Genomic DNA, 18359 nt, shown 5'->3' with positions numbered 1-18359 from the left:
GAGGGTTTAATACATGTACTTACAAAATGAATTAATAGCGAATCAACGAAAACGTGAAGTTGAAGAAATCTCTAAAGAAACTTGGAGATATAACAAACAGCGAATCAAATGCTCTAATTTCTTTCAAAGTCTATTAACACTTATTCACTTTTAGGAGGATATTATATGTGGACTGAAACATTAACGAGTTTTCTATTTATTGCACTGGAATTAACCGTGCTGTTTATCGTGATTTCCTTTGTAATTAGCTTACTTCAAGGATTTATACCTCTTGAAAAAATTGAGAGTAAACTAGCAGGTCGAAACAAACTCTTTGCTGCGTTAGCTGCAGTTGCTTTTGCTTTTGTAACGCCATTTTGCTCATGTTCAACGATTCCCATCATCGTTAACATGTTAAAGAAGAAAATGCCCTTTGGAATTGTGATGATATTTCTGTTTGCCTCTCCTCTTCTAGATCCAACTATATTAACGATAATGGGAGTTATTTTAGGTTGGCAGGTAACCGCTATTTACTTATTATTAACGATTATCTTTTCAATGATTATCGGATTCTCTCTTGAAGCTTTAGGTTTTGAGAAATTCGTAAAACAGGTTGTGATGACTGGGTACGATGAACAGAAAAGACGCTTCAGTCTCAAACAAGCAGTAAATGAAACTCTCTCTTTAATGAAAAGTGTCTTTCCATATTTATTAATTGGAGCGGCAATCGGTGCCATTATCCATGGTTTAGTCCCAACTGAGTGGGTTGCAAGCACATTCGGTAAAGATCATTGGTGGTTAATTCCTATCGCTGCCCTTATTGGAGTCCCCTTATATATTCGTTTATCGAGTATGATCCCAATTTCACAAATTCTTATTTTAAAAGGGATGGCACTGGGCCCAGTAATGGCGATGATGATCAGTTCTGCAGGTGCAAGCTTACCCGAAATTGTTCTTCTTAAATCAATTTTCAGGAAAGAGTTAGTTTTCATTTTTGTTCTATCAGTTATCACAATGTCCACTGTTTCTGGATTTATCTTTTATTTAATCTAATTTAAAAAGGAGATGTTATATATGTTATCACTATTCAAAAAAAACAAAAAACACCAACAGAGTTGCTGTAAGGTTGTGATTGAAGAAGTAAAGAAAGAGAATATTCCTCAAACAACTACAGACATGAAACAAGATTTGAAATAAATTCTACTGGTTTCATTTGTTCTTACACAGCAACAACAATTAATTATAAATCCTTAGTTATTATTATGTTATGACACAAAAATTGACCATCAAAATAGTAATTTTGATGGTCAATTCAACTTAATTGTGATAGTACTATTACCTATTCAGCTTCCTCTGCTTTTAATTGAACATTCCGCTGTGGCGCAAAAGTAGAAATCGCATGTTTATAAACAAGCTGCTGCTTTCCTTCAGTTTCTACGATCACAGTGAAATTATCAAATCCTTTGATTAAACCACGGATCTGAAATCCATTTGTTAAAAAGACAGTAACAGAAATATTATCTTTACGAAGCTGATTTAAAAATTGATCTTGAATATTAATTGGCTGTTTCATCGGGGTGTCCTCCTCTAATTGACTCTCTCTTTAATTCGATAAAGATGGAAATTCTCCTTCTATAAATAAACAAATTTCGTTAAAAGTTTGTTGATTCATTCCGGCAGAAACGTCGAACCATGTTGTGTTCGTCTTGTTTCGAAACCATGTTAATTGTCTCTTAGCATACCTTCTTGAGTTTTGCTTTAGCTTATCAACAGCTTCTTCTAACGTGGCAGAACCTTCTAAAAATTCATAAATCTCTTTATATCCAATTGCTTGAACGGACTGACAATCTCTAATTCCTCGTTCATATAAAAATTTTACTTCCTTTATAAGACCTTGTTCCATCATTAAATCTACACGATCATCAATACGCTCATACAGCTTTTGTCTATCCATCGTTAACCCAATCATAACATAATCATAGGGAGACTCACTGTCTTCAGCTGTTTGTTGCTTTGAAAATGGAATTCCGGTTGCTTTTGTAACCTCAAGAGCACGAATGACGCGCCGAAGATTGTTAGGGTGTATAGACTTCGCTGCTTGCGGGTCGACTTTTTCTAACATGTTATGTAATTCATGATTACCCACGCTTGTTGCTAGTTGCTCAAGTTCCTGTCTGTATGTCTCGTCTGTAGGCATCGCTTCAAATTGATACTGTTTAATAATCGCATTGACATAAAGCCCTGTACCCCCTACTAATAAAGGGATCTTTTTATTACGATTAATATTCGTTATTAACGGTACACACCGTTCTTGAAATTCAGCAACAGAAAATGATTCGTTAGGATTTTTAATATCAATAAGATAATGTGGTACACCTTCTTGCTCTTCTTCAGTCACCTTAGCCGTACCTATGTCCATTTCTTTATACACTTGCATCGAATCACCACTGATAATTTCACCGCCATATTTCTGAGCAAGCTTAACTCCTAAAGCTGTTTTCCCAACAGCGGTTGGTCCCACAATCACAATCAGTTTTTCTTTCATCATCTTCTCCCTATTTCAACAAATTCAAACATATTACTTTTGCGTATTTATATAACCGTAGTGAAAAGCAGCATGTTGTCTCTTCACCACGTTAAATCCAAATCGCTCAAAACGTTCACTTTTAAAATGATCTTTTAGAACAACCCTTGTTTTAGCAATGCGTAATGCATGAGCAATCACCTGATGATTTAGATCATCGTGGCAAGCAAATTGTTTTAACCCTTTAATGCCTGTTGAACCAGAAAGATGCTGATCAAACATTGGATCAAAGTAGACGACATCAAAAGATTGATCAGAAAGAGAGGCGAGATACGAGCTATGATTTACAGGAAGAACATTAATTCTTCTCATTGCTTCTAGCATCTCTTTCCCTCCTTCTAGCCAAGACTGAAGACCATTTCGAACAATATAAGCTAGCGTTGGATTTGCTTCGAGTCCAGTTACTGATCCCGTTGCCCCTACAGCTAACTGAGCAACAAGACTATCAGAGGCAAGCCCTAATGTACAATCTAAAAAAGACATCCCCTCTTTTAAACCAGCCGTTTCTACAAGTGGATCGTAACCGGTTTTGATAAACTGTTTGACTCGGAACATACTTGAATTAGGATGATAAAAAAACGGATCCCCTCCGGACTTTGAATGAAGCGTAAGTTTATTTTTTCCTACAACTAAGACGTCTTGTCCATAGATATCCATTAAATCTTGAACAGAATTTTCTTTGCGAACAATGAACGACGCTTTTAGTTGTTCACTACAAGTCTGGGCTTTTTCAGCTAAAACGTCAGCCCCTTTTCTAGCTGTTGTAACAATCATACTAGCTCCTCTTTCATGGTTGTTTCTTCCCTAAACATTATTACTTACATTACATCACTCGCTTAAACATCTTCTCTAGGGCATAAGTAGAAAAGTGGACGAGAATTGGTCTACCATGAGGGCAAGTGAACGGATCACTGCTTTTTCTTAATGATTCCAATAACGCAAACATTTCATCCTGGCGAAGATGACGGTTAGCTTTAATCGCAGCTTTACAAGACATTAAGATAGCCGCTTCCTCTCTAAGTTTAGCTAAATCTACTTTACGATGCAAAAGCAGGTAATCTATCATTTCTCTAATTGTTTCTTCCTCATGCCCTTTCGGAAGCCAAGTTGGATGTGAACGAACAATAAATGCTTGTGAGCCAAACACCTCTAAGAACACACCTACCGCATTCAATTCGTCGATATGCTCATTAATCGTCGCGACTTCCTGAGTCGTAAATTCAAAAGTTAAAGGCATTAACAACTCTTGGACGCTTGCATCCACCTCTGCTACTTTTTCTCGGAAAAATTCGTATTTTATTCGTTCCTGAGCAGCGTGTTGATCAATTAAATACATTCCTGTCTCATTCTGAGCAATTATATACGTTCCATGCATTTGTCCGACTGGATATAATGCTGGAATTCGATCAGAAACTTCTTCCTGAGAAACAGGAGCAGGAGATTCAGAGTGAGATTTCAGTGCTACTGGTTGTTTTTCTTCTCTTGATACTTCTACTACTTCTTCTATTTCTTGATTAGTTTTATCATGTTGGTAAGCTTTTGTGTAATCATTTTCTATAGGCTTAATAGATGGATTTACACTATTAGGTTCTACCGATTCTTCTTTAACCTGAGGGAGCGCTTCTATTTCTTTCCTATCTTCTTGAACTTGGTCAAAATTAAAAGCTACTTGCTCACTTTTATAAGGCTTGAATTCAGTTCTCTTTTGAATATCTGCAGCTGGAATTAAAACTTGTTTTTCAAAGGCTTCTTTTATTGATTGGGTGATGAGCTGACCTAGTTCTTCTTCTTTACTTAAGCGCACTTCTAACTTGGCTGGATGCACATTAACATCTATTAATTTAGGATCCATATCAATAGCTAATACGACTAACGGATATCGACCAATCGGAAGAAGGGTATGATATCCATCTTGAATCGCACGTGCTAAAGCATAGTTACGTATATATCTCCCATTTACGAAAATAGACATATATTGTCTAGAAGCCCGCGTTAATTCTGGTAATGCCACAAAACCAGTTATTTCGTAGTCTAGTGATCGACCAGAAATAGAGATCGTTTTTTTAGCAACGTTTCTTCCGTAAATTGAAGCGATAACTTGACGTATATCGCCGTTCCCCGATGTTCGTAGTACTTCTTTACCTTGATGGGTAAACTCGAAAGAAATATGCGGATGTGAAAGTGCCAGTCTATTCACTATATCACTTACATTTCCTGCCTCAGTATGAACGGTTTTTAAATACTTCAAACGGGCAGGTGTATTGTAAAAAAGATTCGTAACAATAATTTCTGTTCCTTTTCTGGCAGTGGCCGCTTTTCGACTTTTAATGAGCCCGCCTCAATGGTTAACTCTGTTCCAGGTCCATTCCCTGTACTTGTTTTCAAATTAACATAAGAGACAGAGGCGATACTTGGTAACGCCTCTCCTCTGAAACCTAACGTTGCAATTTGAAAAAGATCACGATCAGTCCGGATCTTGCTTGTAGCATGGCGATAAAATGCCGTTTCAACATCATCTTCTTCAATTCCATTTCCATTGTCTACAATCCGAATAAGCGAAAGTCCACCTTCTTCAATCTCAATGACGATATGGTTGCTATTTGCATCTATTGAATTTTCAACTAATTCTTTTACAATCGAAGCGGGACGCTCTACCACTTCGCCAGCAGCTATTTTATTAGATAGGGCATCATCTAATTTAATTATTTTTGTCACCAGAATCCCCCCATTACCTCTTGTTTTCTAACCTATTTCAATAATTTCTGTAAGTCATTGATAAACTGAATCGCTTCGATAGGAGTCATATTCAGTACATCTTTTTTAACTAATTTTTTCAATACTTTCTCTTCTTGTGAGGCTACAACCGTGGACGTTCGTTTATGATTTAAATCGTTGGTAACTTCGAGATCTTCCATAAATAAAGATAATTGTTGTTCTTCTTTAACTCGTTGCGTTTCGCTTCTTTGGGAAGCTTTTTGCTCAAATTTTTCAAGTAATATCTCTGCTCTTTTCGTTACTTCACTAGGTAATTCGGCTAATTCAGCCACATAGATTCCGTAGCTTCGATCAGCTTGTCCATCTACTACTTTATGCAGGAATACAACCGTACCACTTTCTTCTACAGCTGAGACATGAACGTTTTTTAAATCGGTCAACTCTTGATCTAGCTGTGTTAATTCATGATAATGAGTTGAGAAAAGAGTTTTGGCACGAACAGTATTATGAATGTACTCAATAATCGCTTGAGCTAATGCCATTCCATCGTAAGTTGATGTTCCTCTCCCTATTTCATCTAATAACAATAAACTGTTCTCCGTTGCCTTAGTCAACGCATATTTTGTTTCAAGCATTTCTACCATAAACGTACTTTGACCACTTGCAAGATCATCTGCTGCTCCGATTCTTGTAAATACTTGATCAAAGATTGGTAGTTTAGCAGCTGTTGCTGGCACGTAGCAACCAATCTGCGCCATAATAGCAAGCAAGGCTAATTGCCGCATATACGTACTTTTCCCTGCCATATTTGGTCCAGTAATTAACAGCATTTCCCTGCCTTGATGCATGTGAACATCATTGGCAACATATTGCCCTTTCTCAATGACTGTTTCTACAACTGGATGACGTCCATCTTGAATTTCAATTAATCGCTCTTTTGAGAAGGTCGGTCTTACATAATGTCTTTTCTCACTGATCGTTGCAAACCCAGCTAAGACGTCGATTTCACTAATAGCGCGTGCTAGATTTTGAATCTCATTCACATACTGTTTTGTCTCATCTCTAACTTCTACAAAGAGTTCATATTCCAGCTGCTCCATTTTTTCTTCAGCATTTAGAATTAGCGCTTCTTTCTCTTTCAATTCTGGTGTTATAAATCGCTCCGCATTTGATAGCGTCTGTTTGCGCTCATATCTTCCCTCAGGCAGCAAATGGAGGTTGGTTCTAGTAACTTCAATATAATAACCAAATACTTTATTAAACCCTATTTTTAAAGATTTAACACCTGTTTCTTGTTTTTCCTTTTGCTCTAACTCGGCAATCCACTGTTTTCCATTCAAACTTGCATCGCGATAAGAGTCGAGTTCCTGATGATAACCTGGTTGAATCATTCCACCATCAGTAACAGATATCGGCGGATCCTCAACTAAGCTTCTCTCAAGCAGTTCTATTAGCTGAGTAAGAGAATGACCTTCTTTAAACCACTTGTCTGTAAACGCAGGAGCAATTTTATTTATATACTCTTTTAACAGAGGCACCTTTTGTAGTGAGCGTTTCAACTGAACTAATTCACGAGCATTAACGCTACCGTAAGCAATCCTTCCTGCTAATCGCTCTAAATCATAAACATGTCTTAATTCATCTCTTAATTCTTCTCGTTCAAAATAACACTCTTTAAACGAGGTTACGAGAGTTAGACGTTCTTCTATCATCTGCTCGTTAATAAGCGGGCGATCAATCCAATTTTTAACGAGCCTACCTCCCATAGCGGTAACCGTTTGATCAACAATCGATAGAAGGGATCCAGCTTTTTTCTTTTCTCTTAACGATTCGGTTAATTCAAGATTTCGCTTTGTGTGAGCATCCATTTTCATATATGAGTTGTTTTGGTAATGACTCACTTTTTGCAAATGTCCTAGAGAGCGTTTTTGTGTACGAATCAGATACTGTAATAATCTAGAAAAACTAATAGATAATTGATCCATTCTTAAATGATCTACTAAATGCTCGTATTCTCTAGGCAATTCAGTTTCATTCTCAATAGAAATCGTTACAGAACACTTATCTTGTATTCTTTTTAAAACACTAGCCTCTAGATTTGATGAAACAACCAATTCTTTCGCTCCCGAAATGGCTATATCCTGAATAACTTCATCTAAGTCTCCTGCAATATGAGTTACTTCACATTGACCAGTGGTTAAATCTGTTCGAGCCAACCCGAAGGAACCATCGGTAAAATGGGTCAATGCAACTAAGAAATTGTTCTCTTTTTCTTTAATCATATTTCCATTCATCATCGTTCCGGGAGTTAATAACTTAACTACTTCACGTTTAACAACGCCCTTTGCTTGCTTTGGGTCTTCTACTTGTTCGCACAAAGCGACTTTATATCCTTTTTCAATTAATCTAGACATATATTGATCAGCCGAATGATAAGGAACACCGCACATCGGAATGCGATCCTCTCCTTGTCCACGACCAGTTAACGTAATTTCTAATTCTTGCGCTGCCTTTACAGCATCATCAAAGAACATTTCATAAAAATCGCCTAGACGAAAAAATAAAAAGGCATCTTGGTGTTGAGCCTTAATCTCTAAATATTGCTTCATCATTGGGGTAATCTGTGCCATTGTTGTCCTCCACCGTACGTATTCAAGTCAACCTTATTATAACATAGCTTCTTACAAGCTAGCATTAGGGATAAACTCCCTCCCAACTTGATTCACTCTAAACTAGTACTCGATTTACAAGTAAAAGAAAAATAGAGCAAGCCACTGTTTGGGCTCGCTCTATCGTCCTACTTATCAAATTCACTGTGAAGGAAATTTGGATCAAGACGCTCATATTCCTCGTCACTAACATCATCTGTGTAGTCTGCTGCTGCTGTAAAGTCGTCTAACAGCCCATCTGGGTTAACTGCTACGGCCACTTTTGTTTCACCAATGCATTCTACTAGGAATTCTCTCTCTACTTGAACATCAACATTTGCTCCGTTTTCAGAGATCGTTGCTTCAAGCGTATTAGGTTGTTGAACTGCTCTTGCAATAACATCCATTTCATCAGATAAAATGTTTGCATCTTGCATAGTAAGTGGAATCGCGTCTGAGTAAGTAACTGTTTGTGTTGCCACGTCTGTTTTCGTATTTTTATTATACGAGAACCAGACGTTAATGTCATAGCTTCCTTGCACTACAACCGTGTCACCCTTTTTTTCTGCGCTGTACTTGTGATTAATAATCCAGCACCCAAGAATGCTTGACGGTCTGTGTGAAGGGCTAATCGTATGAGTTGCTTCACAGAACTTACGACCTTTTCCACATACCGCTTTTGTAATAATTTCACGATAGTTAAATTTTTGAGACATGAAACAAAACCCTCCTCTTTCTCATATCATATCCAGTTGTCGGTCGCTCGTGTCGGCTACTTTTGCCTAATTCGCTCCGCCAAATGCTTCACTGTCATCCTATGCAGGGCGAATAACCAATGTGCTAAAAAAGAAATAAAGATGATGATAGCAAAGCGTTATCTGTACACGATATGTCGAGATGTTAAAGTTTAGTACATGAATCGAGAAAAGTTCTTTATAGCAACCATATTTTTTTCAGGTTACAGTTCCAAAAAGCTGAGCGTTCTTGGATTGTTCCCTTTAATATTTTATGCGTTTAAGTTTTAATAATGTCTTTAAAATGGTCATTTTCTCATACCTTGTTGTTTTTGGTAAAGTATATGTGTTTGCTCGATTTCACTATTTATTTAAAGAACATATTTACAAATAAAGCCTTTTAAATACAGGAAAAACCGGTAACCCTCAAACCCTTTTGTTGTTAAAAAAGGGCAGCTCGATTACCGGCTTGTAAATTAAATCATTAAACCCGAAATTTTTATTGGCAACCACCATCAAAGTAAGGGCTTTTCGTTGTTGTTCCTTTAAGAACATCTCCACCCATTGAAGTAATAATTTCCTCTGTTACTGTCTTTGAAATGGTGTTAGAGACCATCTGCAATAAATCATTTACTTCAAGTTGACTAGATTTAAATTCTTGAACAAGTGGGATTTCATCAATCTCAGTATGCAAGCCATCAATTTTAGCTTCGACTTCTTTCAAAGCTTCTGACTTTCCATAATGTTGCAAGTTAACAGCTTCTTTTTGAAGTTTTTTAATTTGGGCAATTAATTCTTGCACTCTCAAATGTTCATTTAATTGCTTTTCTGCTCTCTTAAAAAAATCAACTTCTTCTGTTTCTGCCATCATTTTTGCCAATTCTTTTGCTTTTAAACGAATTTCTTCTCTTGTATAAACTACTGTCATAGTCCTTTTACCTCCGCCATTTCAACAAGTTCACCTGTTAGTGACCAAGTTTTTGCTTCTGTTACTTTCACGAATACAATTTTTCCAATTAATGATTTAGGTGCTTTGAAGTTTACTAGTCGATTCGTTCTTGTTCGTCCAGCTAACACTTCAGGATTTTTCTTACTTTCTCCTTCAACAAGCACTTCTACAATTTGATCTTGATAATCGAGATTTTTCTTTGCAGAAATTTCGTTAACAAGCGCATTCAACCGAGCTAATCGTTCTTTTTTAACATCCATCGGAACATTATCTTTCATTTTTGCTGCTGGTGTTCCCTCACGCGGAGAGTAAATGTACGTATACGCACTATCAAACTCAATTTCGCGTACAAGCATAGCATTTCTTCAAACTGTTCTTCAGTCTCGTTTGGAAAACCAACAATTAGATCTGTTGTAAATGAAGCGTTCGGGATTGCCATTTTGATTTTATGAGCAAGTTCCAAATAAGACTCACGAGTATATTTACGTGCCATTAATTTTAGAATTTCATTATTTCCATGTTGAACTGGTAAATGAATATGCTCTACAAGATTTCCACCTTTTGATAAAACAGAAATTAAATGATCATCGAAATCTCTCGGATGACTGGTTGTAAAACGAACACGTGGAATATCAATCTTATGAATCTCATCCATTAAATCACCAAGGCCGTAATTGATATCGGTAAGGTCTTTACCGTAAGCATTAACATTTTGACCAAGTAGAGTGATCTCTTTATAACCTTGTCTAGCTAAATCACGAACTTCGCTAATAATGTCCTCTGGTCGACGACTTCTCTCTTTTCCTCTAGTGTAAGGTACGATACAGTACGTACAAAATTTATCACAGCCATACATGATATTCACCCAAGCTAGAGTCTTTCCTTGGCGAGCACGGGGCATATTCTCAACAATGTCCCCTTCTTTCGACCAAACCTCGATGACCATTTCCTTGCCATAGATAGCATTACGAAGAAGCTCAGGTAAACGGTGAATATTATGCGTACCGAAAATCAAGTCAATATGCTGATGTTTCGCCATGATGCGGTTAACAACATTTTCTTCTTGTGACATACATCCACAAACCCCAACAATGACTTCTGGGCGCTCAACTTTTAATGTTTTTAAGTGTCCAATTTCACCAAAAACCTTGTTTTCTGCATTTTCGCGAATCGCGCATGTATTAAGAAGAATTACATCAGCCTCTGTCGTTTCTTCAGTTGACTCAAAACCCATTTCTTGTAATAGCCCAGCCATATTTTCTGAATCATGTGTATTCATTTGACAGCCATACGTCCGAATGAGAAATTTCTTCCCTTTTCCAATTTCCTTCATATCATCAGGAATCAAGCTATCAGGACGAAGAACTTGTACATCCTCTTTCCCTCTGCGTTTCCCCTGTTTATAGTCAGGTTGATCATAGATTGAGATTTCGCGTCCAGCAATCCTAATCACCTTTTTGTTGTCTTCTTCTGATATAACTTTCGCATTCGAGAAATCAAAATACTTCCCATAATCTTTTTTTGGTTTCTCTTCTGTCTGGCTCTTATCAGCGTCTGAAGTATTTCCTAAACGTCCTAAACGTTGATCTTCGTTCATCTTTAAAACTCCTTCCTATCATACGTACAACCAAAATATAAAAAGCCCATCTGTTTTGAGCGAATTTTAGCGAAGTTTCCTTCATACATTATACGTGGAACTTTTCATAAACTCAATGAAACTTGTTTGTCGATTTCAGAACAAGTATAAAAGGTTCTATTAATAAGCTTTCATTAGAAAAAATTTATGATCTTCATACAATAAAAAATAGAAGAATGAACAGAAAAAATCGACACTTCTTTTAAGTAAGCGTCGATTTTTCATTGTTACATAAACTCAGTCATCAACTGATTAAACTTCTCTTCACTTATTTTTAAATCTTGGTGAGCAAGTGGCTTTTCATCATAGCTATCAATAAGCTGTTGGTAAGACGGTTGTTCCGTATTTTGATAGATAAGACCAGTCACTAGTCCATTATGCTCCATTAATGTCTGCATCGCTTTCATGCGATTATTCGGGTCATACTCTTCTACATCAGCTAGTTTCGTAATGTTTTGTTTAAACCACTCATATGTGTTCACTTTGTTGAATGTCACACACGGACTAAAAACATTAATAAGAGAGAATCCTTTATGATTCATTCCTTGTTCAATTAAAGAGGTTAACTCTTTCAAATCACTAGAGAAACTTTGAGCAACAAATGTTGCACCAGCTGTAAGAGCCATTTCCATCACGTTTAAGGCTGATTCAATTGAACCACCTGGAGTACTCTTTGTTTTAAAGCCCATGTCACTACGAGGTGACGTTTGGCCTTTCGTTAAACCATAAATTTGGTTATCCATGACAATGTAAGTAATATCAATATTACGGCGAATCGCGTGAATGGTGTGACCCATTCCAATTGCAAATCCGTCACCATCCCCACCTGAAGCAATAACAGTTAAATCACGGTTTGCCATTTTAACACCTTGGGCAATTGGAAGAGCACGTCCGTGCACACCGTGAAGACCATAGGAATTAATGTAACCAGAAATACGACCTGAACACCCAATACCAGAAACAACAGCAAGATCATCTGGTTCAATCCCTACATTAGCAGCAGCACGCTGAATCGCAGCTTGAACAGAGAAATCACCACATCCAGGACACCAGTTAGGCTTTACCTTGTTCCGAAAATCTTTAAATGTCGCCATTTACACCAACTCCTTGCTTGTTTCAACTAATGTCTTACACTTTTCATGTAATTCACCAGGTAAAAATGGATTTCCATCGTATTTTAAAACATTTTCGATTTTTACATTGCCGACATTCATTTTAATAATGTTCGCCAGTTGTGCAGTGGCATTATTCTCAACAACAACCACTTTATTCGCTTTTGCAATTTCAGTCATTAACTCATCAGTTGGAAACGGGTGTAATAGACGAATTTGTGCATGATTTACTTTTACTCCGTCAGCTTCAAGTCTAGGGATAGCTTCTTCTATCGTTCCACGTGTTGAGTTGACCCCAACCACTAACAAATCAGCTTGTTCATGCTCAGCATGTACATAAAGAGGATCTTTGAACGTCTTTGGTAAGTTAGCTAGTTTGCGCATACGCTTATCCATTTGAGCTACCCGATTTTCGGGAGATTCAGAAGGCTTTCCTGTCTCGTCATGTTCAACACCTGTTACATGATGAATCCCATTTTTCATGCCTGGAATAACACGATTTGAAACTCCAGTTTCGGTTACTTCATAACGCTTATAATAGGCTCCATCTATTCTCTCTGGAATCTCACTCTCAAGTCTTAGTGCACCACGTCGAACTTCTACTCGATTAAAATCAAGTGGTTCTACTGTTTGTTTTCCAAGAGACAAAGCTAAGTCTGTCACTAAAATAACTGGACATTGATATTCCTCTGAGAGGTTAAACGCTTCAACTGTATCATAAAACGCTTCTTCTACTGTACTTGGAGTAATTACAACTTTAGGAATATCACCATGAGTACTGTAGATCATTGCCATTAAATCAGACTGTTCTTGTTTCGTTGGTAATCCAGTACTTGGACCACCTCGTTGTGTATCTACGATAACAAGCGGTTGTTCTGTCATACCTGATAGACCAATAGCTTCTGCCATTAAAGATAAACCTGGTCCTGCTGAGGCTGTAAAAGCACGTACTCCAGCATAGTTAGCCCCGATCGCCATCGTACAAGCAGCAATCTCATCTTCTGTTTGAATAACCGTTCCACCAAATTCAGGTAACTTTTCAATCATATACTCCATAATTTCTGATGCCGGAGTAATAGGATATGCTGCCATAAAACGACTTCCTGCAGCAATTGCCCCAAGACCGATTGCATCATTTCCAATCATGAACATACGCTTTTTCCCATCTGCAGGTGCTAATTTCAAGTCAGGTAAGTCATTTCCAGCTTCATTTCGGAAAAAGGCTGCTCCTGCATGAATCGCTTCCATGTTTTTTTCAACAACGGAAGCTCCTTTTTTTAAGAATAAGTCTTCTACTACATCTTTATAACTTTCCGGATCTAAGCCTAATATCGCACTAGAAGCTCCAACCGCAACCATGTTTTTCATGAGTGAGGTTCCAAGTTCTGTCGCAATTTCTGTAAAGGGCACAGCAAACAAACGAGCATTGAACCCTTCCGTTACTACAGGATTGAACTTTGCATCCGCAATAATAATCCCGTCTTGACGAAGTTCATGAATATTCACATCAATTGTTTCTTGGTCAAATGCAACAAGTATATTTAAATCATCGGAAATCGAATTTAAAGGTTTTGTGCTTACACGAATTTTATTGTTTGTGTGCCCACCTTTAATTCTCGATGAAAAATGACGGTACCCATAAAGAAAATATCCTTGACGATTTAGGGCAGAAGCAAAAATTTCTCCTGTACTTTCAATACCTTCACCTTGCTGACCGCCAACTTTCCATGATAATTGCTCTCTCACTCTCTCCACTCCTTGCGTATCTATATAGACTCGTATCACATTTCGGTTATTTTCTAATATTTTAGCATTTTTCCGAGTATTTTACTAGAATTACTCGATTTCTGAAATGTTAAAAGCTATCAAACGTCCTTATAATAGTCTCTCTTATCCGAAAAAGCAAGCTTTTTCGGATAAGAAGTATATAAAGTTAACTCACAAAAAAAGAGGTTAAATCAATTGGTCATAACCAATTGATTTAACCTCGTGAGCTAAGTTTTATTATCTTGGCTCTACAATAATTTTCATTGCTGTGCGTTCTTCTCCCTCAATCTTAATATCTGTAAATGCCGGGATGCAAACAAGATCAATTCCACTAGGGGCTACAAACCCACGGGCAATCGCAATCGCTTTTATCGACTGGTTAAGCGCTCCTGCTCCAATTGCTTGAATCTCTGCTGCTCCACGTTCACGTATGACACCAGCTAGGGCGCCAGCAACAGAATTGGGAGTAGATTTTGCTGAAACTTTTAAGACTTCCATTTCTTGTACCTCCTCTGTAAACGATAAGTGGGCTGTCATGATTACGATTGTCGTCATGCATTCTGTGACATTAGCAAGGAAATCGCTAATCGTACAAGATGTTCATCTAATTCATCATATTTCAGAAAACCTATCCTTATTCCTAAAATCTTAAAATTATTATCGCTTACTCAAAAAATGGATGATCTTCGTTAATAACGACTCTTTTAATCGATGTCGCTTGACCTGTTTTAGGATTTAAATCAATCACAACACCATTTAATTGCTCACGACCTTCAGCGACATTAAAACGAACTGGTAAACTAGTTAGAAATCTATGCAACACTGCTTCCTTCTCAACACCCAAAATCCCATCATAAGGCCCCGTCATTCCCACATCGGTTAAATAAGCTGTTCCATCAGGAAGTATACGTTCATCTGCTGTTTGAACATGAGTATGAGTTCCAACAACTGCCGATACACGTCCATCTAAATACCAGCCCATTGCTTGTTTTTCACTTGTAGCTTCTGCGTGGAAATCAACAAAAATAAATGGAGTTCTCCCGTTGAGCTCTTCTAGTATTTCATCCACTTTTTGAAATGGACAATCAATCGCCGGAAGGAATGTTCTCCCCATCAAGTTAATAACAGCAATTTCAATTTGATTGAATTTAAAAAGTGTATAGCCTTTACCTGGAACACCAGCAGGGTAATTTGCAGGTCTCACAAGGGATTTTGCTCTGTCAATAAATTCAAAGATCTCTCGGTTATCCCAACTATGATTTCCTAACGTAACAACTTGTGCACCTGCATCTAAAAATCCTTTATAGATTTTCTCTGTTATTCCCTTTCCAGATGCTGCATTTTCCCCGTTGATCACGGTAATGGTTGGTTTGTATTTTTGTTTCAATTTCATCGTGTAGTCTTTAACCATTTTGCGGCCAGGCGAACCTACCACGTCACCTATAAATAAAATTCTCATATAATCTCCTTTATATCATGATGTAAAAAAGCAGAAGCCTCTTTACTATCTTTTACTATTATTTTCAAAGGATTCAGTCCAAGATTATATCAAAACAGTGTTCCAAAAAAATAAAGTGGCGTGAAACCGCCACTTTATTTTGCATATTCAACTGCTCTTGTTTCCCTAATGACTGTGACACGAATGTGCCCTGGGTAATCAAGTTCCTCTTCAATTCGCTTCGTAATATCACGAGCTAGCTTATGTGCAAGGGCGTCATCAACGACATCTGGTCGTACCATGATACGCACCTCACGCCCAGCTTGTATAGCATAGGTCTTTTCAACGCCTTCGAACGACTCTGAAATTTCTTCAAGTTTCTCTAAACGACGAATATATGTTTCGAGCGTCTCTCTTCTAGCACCTGGTCTAGCTGCTGACAATGCATCAGCGGCAGCGACAAGGGTCGCAATGATGGAGGTTGATTCTGTATCTCCATGATGAGATGCTATTGCATTAATAACAACTGGATGTTCTTTATACTTTGTAGCAAGCTCAACACCAATCTCAACGTGACTTCCTTCTACTTCATGATCAATCGCTTTTCCGATATCATGTAGTAAACCAGCTCGTTTCGCAAGTTTAACATCTTCTCCTAACTCAGAAGCCATTAAACCAGCTAAATGAGCAACTTCCATTGAGTGCTTCAAGACATTTTGACCATAGCTTGTTCTAAACTTAAGACGACCAAGTATCTTAATTAAGTCAGGGTGTAAACCATGTATACCCATCTCAAAGGTCGTTTGTTCACCATACTCTCTAATCGCTTCGTCCACTTCTCTACGTGACTTGTCGACCATTTCTTCAATACGAGCAGGATGAATCCGTCCATCTTGAACAAGTTTTTCTAATGCTGTACGAGCAATTTCACGACGAATTGGATCAAAACCAGATAGAATAACAGCTTCAGGTGTATCGTCAATAATTAAATCTATCCCTGTTAATGTTTCTAGTGCCCGGATATTACGTCCTTCACGACCAATGATGCGACCTTTCATTTCATCATTTGGTAAGGCAACAACCGAAACCGTTGTTTCTGCAACATGATCAGCAGAGCAACGTTGGATTGCAAGTGACAATACTTCTTTCGCCTTCTTATCGGCTTCTTCTTTCGCTTGTGCCATTCTCTCTTTAATAATAAGAGCCGTTTCATGAGCAAGCTCTTGCTCAACTTCACTTCGAATGGTTTCACGAGCCTCTTCGCGGGAAAATCCAGAAATTCGTTCAAGCTCAGTTTGCTGCTTGTTCAAGATTTCCTCCACTTTGCTATCCATCTCTTCAATTTGTCGTTGTTTTTTGGTGAGAGATTCCTCCCTTTTATCCAAAGACTCTTCTTTCTTATCTAAGGTTTCACTCTTCCGGTCAAGAATCTCTTCTTTTTGAACCAAACGATTCTCTTGTTTTTGAATCTCATTTCTACGTTCACGAACTTCACGTTCTGCTTCAGTTCGAATTTTATGAGCTTCGTCCTTCATTTCAAGAACTGCTTCTTTTTTACTCGCTTCCGCATCACGTTTCGCATCATCCAAAATTTGTTTTGCTGCATGTTCCGCACTGGAAATTTTCGCTTCTGCAATGGATTTTCGAACAAGATATCCAACAACTGCACCAATACCTGCAGAGACAACAAGCAAAATGGAGATGATTAAAATATCCATACTCTTTCACCTCCCCTTGCTATCTAATTGTTGGTTTTCAAATTTGTCATACTTTCAAGAATATTAAAAACAAACGCATATTACATTTGATCGCGGAAAAAAATAAATATGACATAAAACTTCACCGCATTCCACTTAATTTTAAAGCTCGTTCATATTAATGTCAAGTGTTGTCAATTTTAGTAACTTCACTAATTCCATCTTTTATCGAAACTTCATATGCCACATCGCCTGACTGTGCTAAATGATAGTTATGAGTAATCATGATAATTTGTCGATTAAACATTGTACTTAATGATTTAAGAAATTCATATAAATATAAAACATAATCTCCAGAAACATGTTTACCTGGCTCATCTAAAAGAAGAGGGCCCTCTCTTCTTGGTTGGACTGTTTCAATTAACGCGATCCTTAAAGCTAGTGTTACAATATCAACTACACCGCCGCCTCTAGAATCTTGTGGTCTCGTTTTAACTTTTACTCCCTCATACTCAGAAACTACATAGAATTCTGCAACCGCTTTGTTTCCATGCTCTTCAAGTTCAATTTGAAAAGAAAATAACGGACCAAATACATATTGCAATGCGTTGGTCACTAACGTTTCAATTTGTTGTTTTGCTTGTTCCCTCGCATACTCAGCTGATTGCTGTAATAAGACTCTTGTCTTTTCGTAAGTGTCTATCGTTTCAAAAAAAGAATCAAGCTCTTTGATCTTGTTCGCCAATTGTTCTTCAAGTAATTGTTTTTTTGCATCAAGCCTTGTCCATTGATCTTGAGCTTTCTTAAACCTTGCTTCGAGTTTCTCTAATTGAAAGGAGTAATCATTCATTGTTTAGCAATTCCTTAGGAATTAGATCCCATGTTTCTTTCAATGAATGATCAATCTCTCTTTCTAGCCTTTGTATTTCTTGTTCAAGTTCTTCAGGCTTAACTCCTAATTCTTCTAACTCAACTAGTAATCTTGTTTTTTGATTTTCCAATTCTTCTAATTTTGCTTCTGCTCTGTATCGCATATCACGTGCTTTGTCGATTGCCTTTTTTATTTGAGCCAACTGTTGTTCTACTGACATCGTTCTCCT

At 37.5% G+C, this 18359-nt stretch carries 16 protein-coding genes and 2 pseudogenes; 3 read left to right on the top strand and 15 right to left on the bottom strand.

Going from position 1 to position 18359, the window contains the following annotated elements:
• Positions 1-13: 13 nt before the first annotated feature.
• Genes JCM9157_RS24585 through JCM9157_RS25705 form a run of 3 tightly spaced genes read left to right on the top strand, consistent with a single transcriptional unit; the run spans position 14 to position 1176 of the window.
• Positions 14-154, top strand: coding sequence for a hypothetical protein (locus JCM9157_RS24585; RefSeq protein ID WP_156321477.1), 141 nt, complete (start codon positions 14-16; stop codon positions 152-154).
• Between the two features lie 11 nt (positions 155-165).
• On the top strand, positions 166-1032 hold the full coding sequence (locus JCM9157_RS08075) for a permease (RefSeq protein WP_035663714.1): 867 nt from the start codon (positions 166-168) through the stop codon (positions 1030-1032).
• Positions 1033-1053: 21 nt separating this feature from the next.
• Positions 1054-1176: a hypothetical protein gene (locus tag JCM9157_RS25705; RefSeq protein WP_268870933.1), complete on the top strand. Its 123-nt coding sequence runs from the start codon at positions 1054-1056 to the stop codon at positions 1174-1176.
• Between the two features lie 142 nt (positions 1177-1318).
• On the opposite strand, the gene hfq is transcribed toward JCM9157_RS25705, so the two are convergent.
• The 15 genes and pseudogenes from hfq to JCM9157_RS08000 all read right to left on the bottom strand — a co-directional run bounded on the left by hfq (position 1319) and on the right by JCM9157_RS08000 (position 18350).
• Entirely contained in the window at positions 1319-1552 is a 234-nt protein-coding gene (gene hfq / locus JCM9157_RS08070) for an RNA chaperone Hfq (RefSeq protein WP_035663713.1), read from the bottom strand.
• 30 nt (positions 1553-1582) lie between these two features.
• On the bottom strand, positions 1583-2524 hold the full coding sequence (miaA, locus tag JCM9157_RS08065) for a tRNA (adenosine(37)-N6)-dimethylallyltransferase MiaA (protein ID WP_081734108.1): 942 nt from the start codon (positions 2522-2524) through the stop codon (positions 1583-1585).
• Between the two features lie 33 nt (positions 2525-2557).
• Entirely contained in the window at positions 2558-3337 is a 780-nt protein-coding gene (locus JCM9157_RS08060) for a class I SAM-dependent methyltransferase (RefSeq protein ID WP_035663709.1), read from the bottom strand.
• 49 nt (positions 3338-3386) lie between these two features.
• Positions 3387-5278, bottom strand: a pseudogene (gene mutL, locus JCM9157_RS08055) (DNA mismatch repair endonuclease MutL).
• A 32-nt stretch (positions 5279-5310) separates the two neighbouring features.
• Positions 5311-7908: a DNA mismatch repair protein MutS gene (gene mutS / locus JCM9157_RS08050; RefSeq protein ID WP_035663707.1), complete on the bottom strand. Its 2598-nt coding sequence runs from the start codon at positions 7906-7908 to the stop codon at positions 5311-5313.
• 167 nt (positions 7909-8075) lie between these two features.
• Complete coding sequence (locus tag JCM9157_RS08045; protein WP_035663705.1) at positions 8076-8642, bottom strand: outer spore coat protein CotE; 567 nt, start codon at positions 8640-8642, stop codon at positions 8076-8078.
• A gap of 517 nt (positions 8643-9159) precedes the next feature.
• Positions 9160-9588: a YlbF/YmcA family competence regulator gene (locus JCM9157_RS08040; protein WP_035663702.1), complete on the bottom strand. Its 429-nt coding sequence runs from the start codon at positions 9586-9588 to the stop codon at positions 9160-9162.
• Positions 9585-11206: pseudogene (gene miaB, locus JCM9157_RS08035) on the bottom strand (tRNA (N6-isopentenyl adenosine(37)-C2)-methylthiotransferase MiaB). Before miaB ends, JCM9157_RS08040 begins: the two are co-directional and overlap by 4 nt.
• Before the next feature lie 266 nt (positions 11207-11472).
• On the bottom strand, positions 11473-12339 hold the full coding sequence (locus JCM9157_RS08030) for a 2-oxoacid:ferredoxin oxidoreductase subunit beta (protein WP_035663699.1): 867 nt from the start codon (positions 12337-12339) through the stop codon (positions 11473-11475).
• Positions 12340-14103 carry a 2-oxoacid:acceptor oxidoreductase subunit alpha gene (locus tag JCM9157_RS08025; protein ID WP_035663697.1) on the bottom strand — a complete coding sequence of 588 codons (1764 nt, stop codon included), beginning with the start codon at positions 14101-14103 and terminating at the stop codon, positions 12340-12342.
• Positions 14104-14361: 258 nt separating this feature from the next.
• Positions 14362-14622 (bottom strand): stage V sporulation protein S, encoded by a 261-nt coding sequence (locus JCM9157_RS08020; protein ID WP_035663695.1) that lies wholly within the window; start codon positions 14620-14622, stop codon positions 14362-14364.
• Between the two features lie 166 nt (positions 14623-14788).
• The gene (locus JCM9157_RS08015; RefSeq protein ID WP_035663693.1) at positions 14789-15583 is read right to left on the bottom strand and encodes a TIGR00282 family metallophosphoesterase; all 795 of its coding nucleotides are present in this window, start codon (positions 15581-15583) and stop codon (positions 14789-14791) included.
• Between the two features lie 134 nt (positions 15584-15717).
• Positions 15718-17280 (bottom strand): ribonuclease Y, encoded by a 1563-nt coding sequence (gene rny / locus JCM9157_RS08010; protein ID WP_035663691.1) that lies wholly within the window; start codon positions 17278-17280, stop codon positions 15718-15720.
• Positions 17281-17443: 163 nt separating this feature from the next.
• Complete coding sequence (locus tag JCM9157_RS08005; protein WP_035663690.1) at positions 17444-18109, bottom strand: ATPase; 666 nt, start codon at positions 18107-18109, stop codon at positions 17444-17446.
• Positions 18102-18350, bottom strand: a complete 249-nt coding sequence (locus JCM9157_RS08000; RefSeq protein ID WP_035663687.1) for a hypothetical protein — start codon at positions 18348-18350, stop codon at positions 18102-18104. The genes JCM9157_RS08005 and JCM9157_RS08000 overlap by 8 nt, the downstream gene beginning before the upstream one ends.
• Between the last annotated feature and the right edge of the window lie 9 nt (positions 18351-18359).

Source organism: Halalkalibacter akibai JCM 9157, assembly GCF_000513135.1.
Classification (GTDB): Bacteria; Bacillota; Bacilli; order Bacillales; family Bacillaceae_D; genus Halalkalibacter; species Halalkalibacter akibai.
Note: the sequence above shows the minus strand (reverse complement) of the source record. Positions and strands in the feature narration are given on the sequence as shown.

Coding starts and splice junctions, on each gene's coding strand:
- JCM9157_RS24585 (WP_156321477.1), top strand. CDS start 14: ATGTACTTACAAAATGAATTAATAGCGAATCAACGAAAACGTGAAGTT.
- JCM9157_RS08075 (WP_035663714.1), top strand. CDS start 166: ATGTGGACTGAAACATTAACGAGTTTTCTATTTATTGCACTGGAATTA.
- JCM9157_RS25705 (WP_268870933.1), top strand. CDS start 1,054: ATGTTATCACTATTCAAAAAAAACAAAAAACACCAACAGAGTTGCTGT.
- hfq (WP_035663713.1), bottom strand. CDS start 1,552: ATGAAACAGCCAATTAATATTCAAGATCAATTTTTAAATCAGCTTCGT.
- miaA (WP_081734108.1), bottom strand. CDS start 2,524: ATGAAAGAAAAACTGATTGTGATTGTGGGACCAACCGCTGTTGGGAAA.
- JCM9157_RS08060 (WP_035663709.1), bottom strand. CDS start 3,337: ATGATTGTTACAACAGCTAGAAAAGGGGCTGACGTTTTAGCTGAAAAA.
- mutS (WP_035663707.1), bottom strand. CDS start 7,908: ATGGCACAGATTACCCCAATGATGAAGCAATATTTAGAGATTAAGGCT.
- JCM9157_RS08045 (WP_035663705.1), bottom strand. CDS start 8,642: ATGTCTCAAAAATTTAACTATCGTGAAATTATTACAAAAGCGGTATGT.
- JCM9157_RS08040 (WP_035663702.1), bottom strand. CDS start 9,588: ATGACAGTAGTTTATACAAGAGAAGAAATTCGTTTAAAAGCAAAAGAA.
- JCM9157_RS08030 (WP_035663699.1), bottom strand. CDS start 12,339: ATGGCGACATTTAAAGATTTTCGGAACAAGGTAAAGCCTAACTGGTGT.
- JCM9157_RS08020 (WP_035663695.1), bottom strand. CDS start 14,622: ATGGAAGTCTTAAAAGTTTCAGCAAAATCTACTCCCAATTCTGTTGCT.
- JCM9157_RS08015 (WP_035663693.1), bottom strand. CDS start 15,583: ATGAGAATTTTATTTATAGGTGACGTGGTAGGTTCGCCTGGCCGCAAA.
- rny (WP_035663691.1), bottom strand. CDS start 17,280: ATGGATATTTTAATCATCTCCATTTTGCTTGTTGTCTCTGCAGGTATT.
- JCM9157_RS08005 (WP_035663690.1), bottom strand. CDS start 18,109: ATGAATGATTACTCCTTTCAATTAGAGAAACTCGAAGCAAGGTTTAAG.
- JCM9157_RS08000 (WP_035663687.1), bottom strand. CDS start 18,350: ATGTCAGTAGAACAACAGTTGGCTCAAATAAAAAAGGCAATCGACAAA.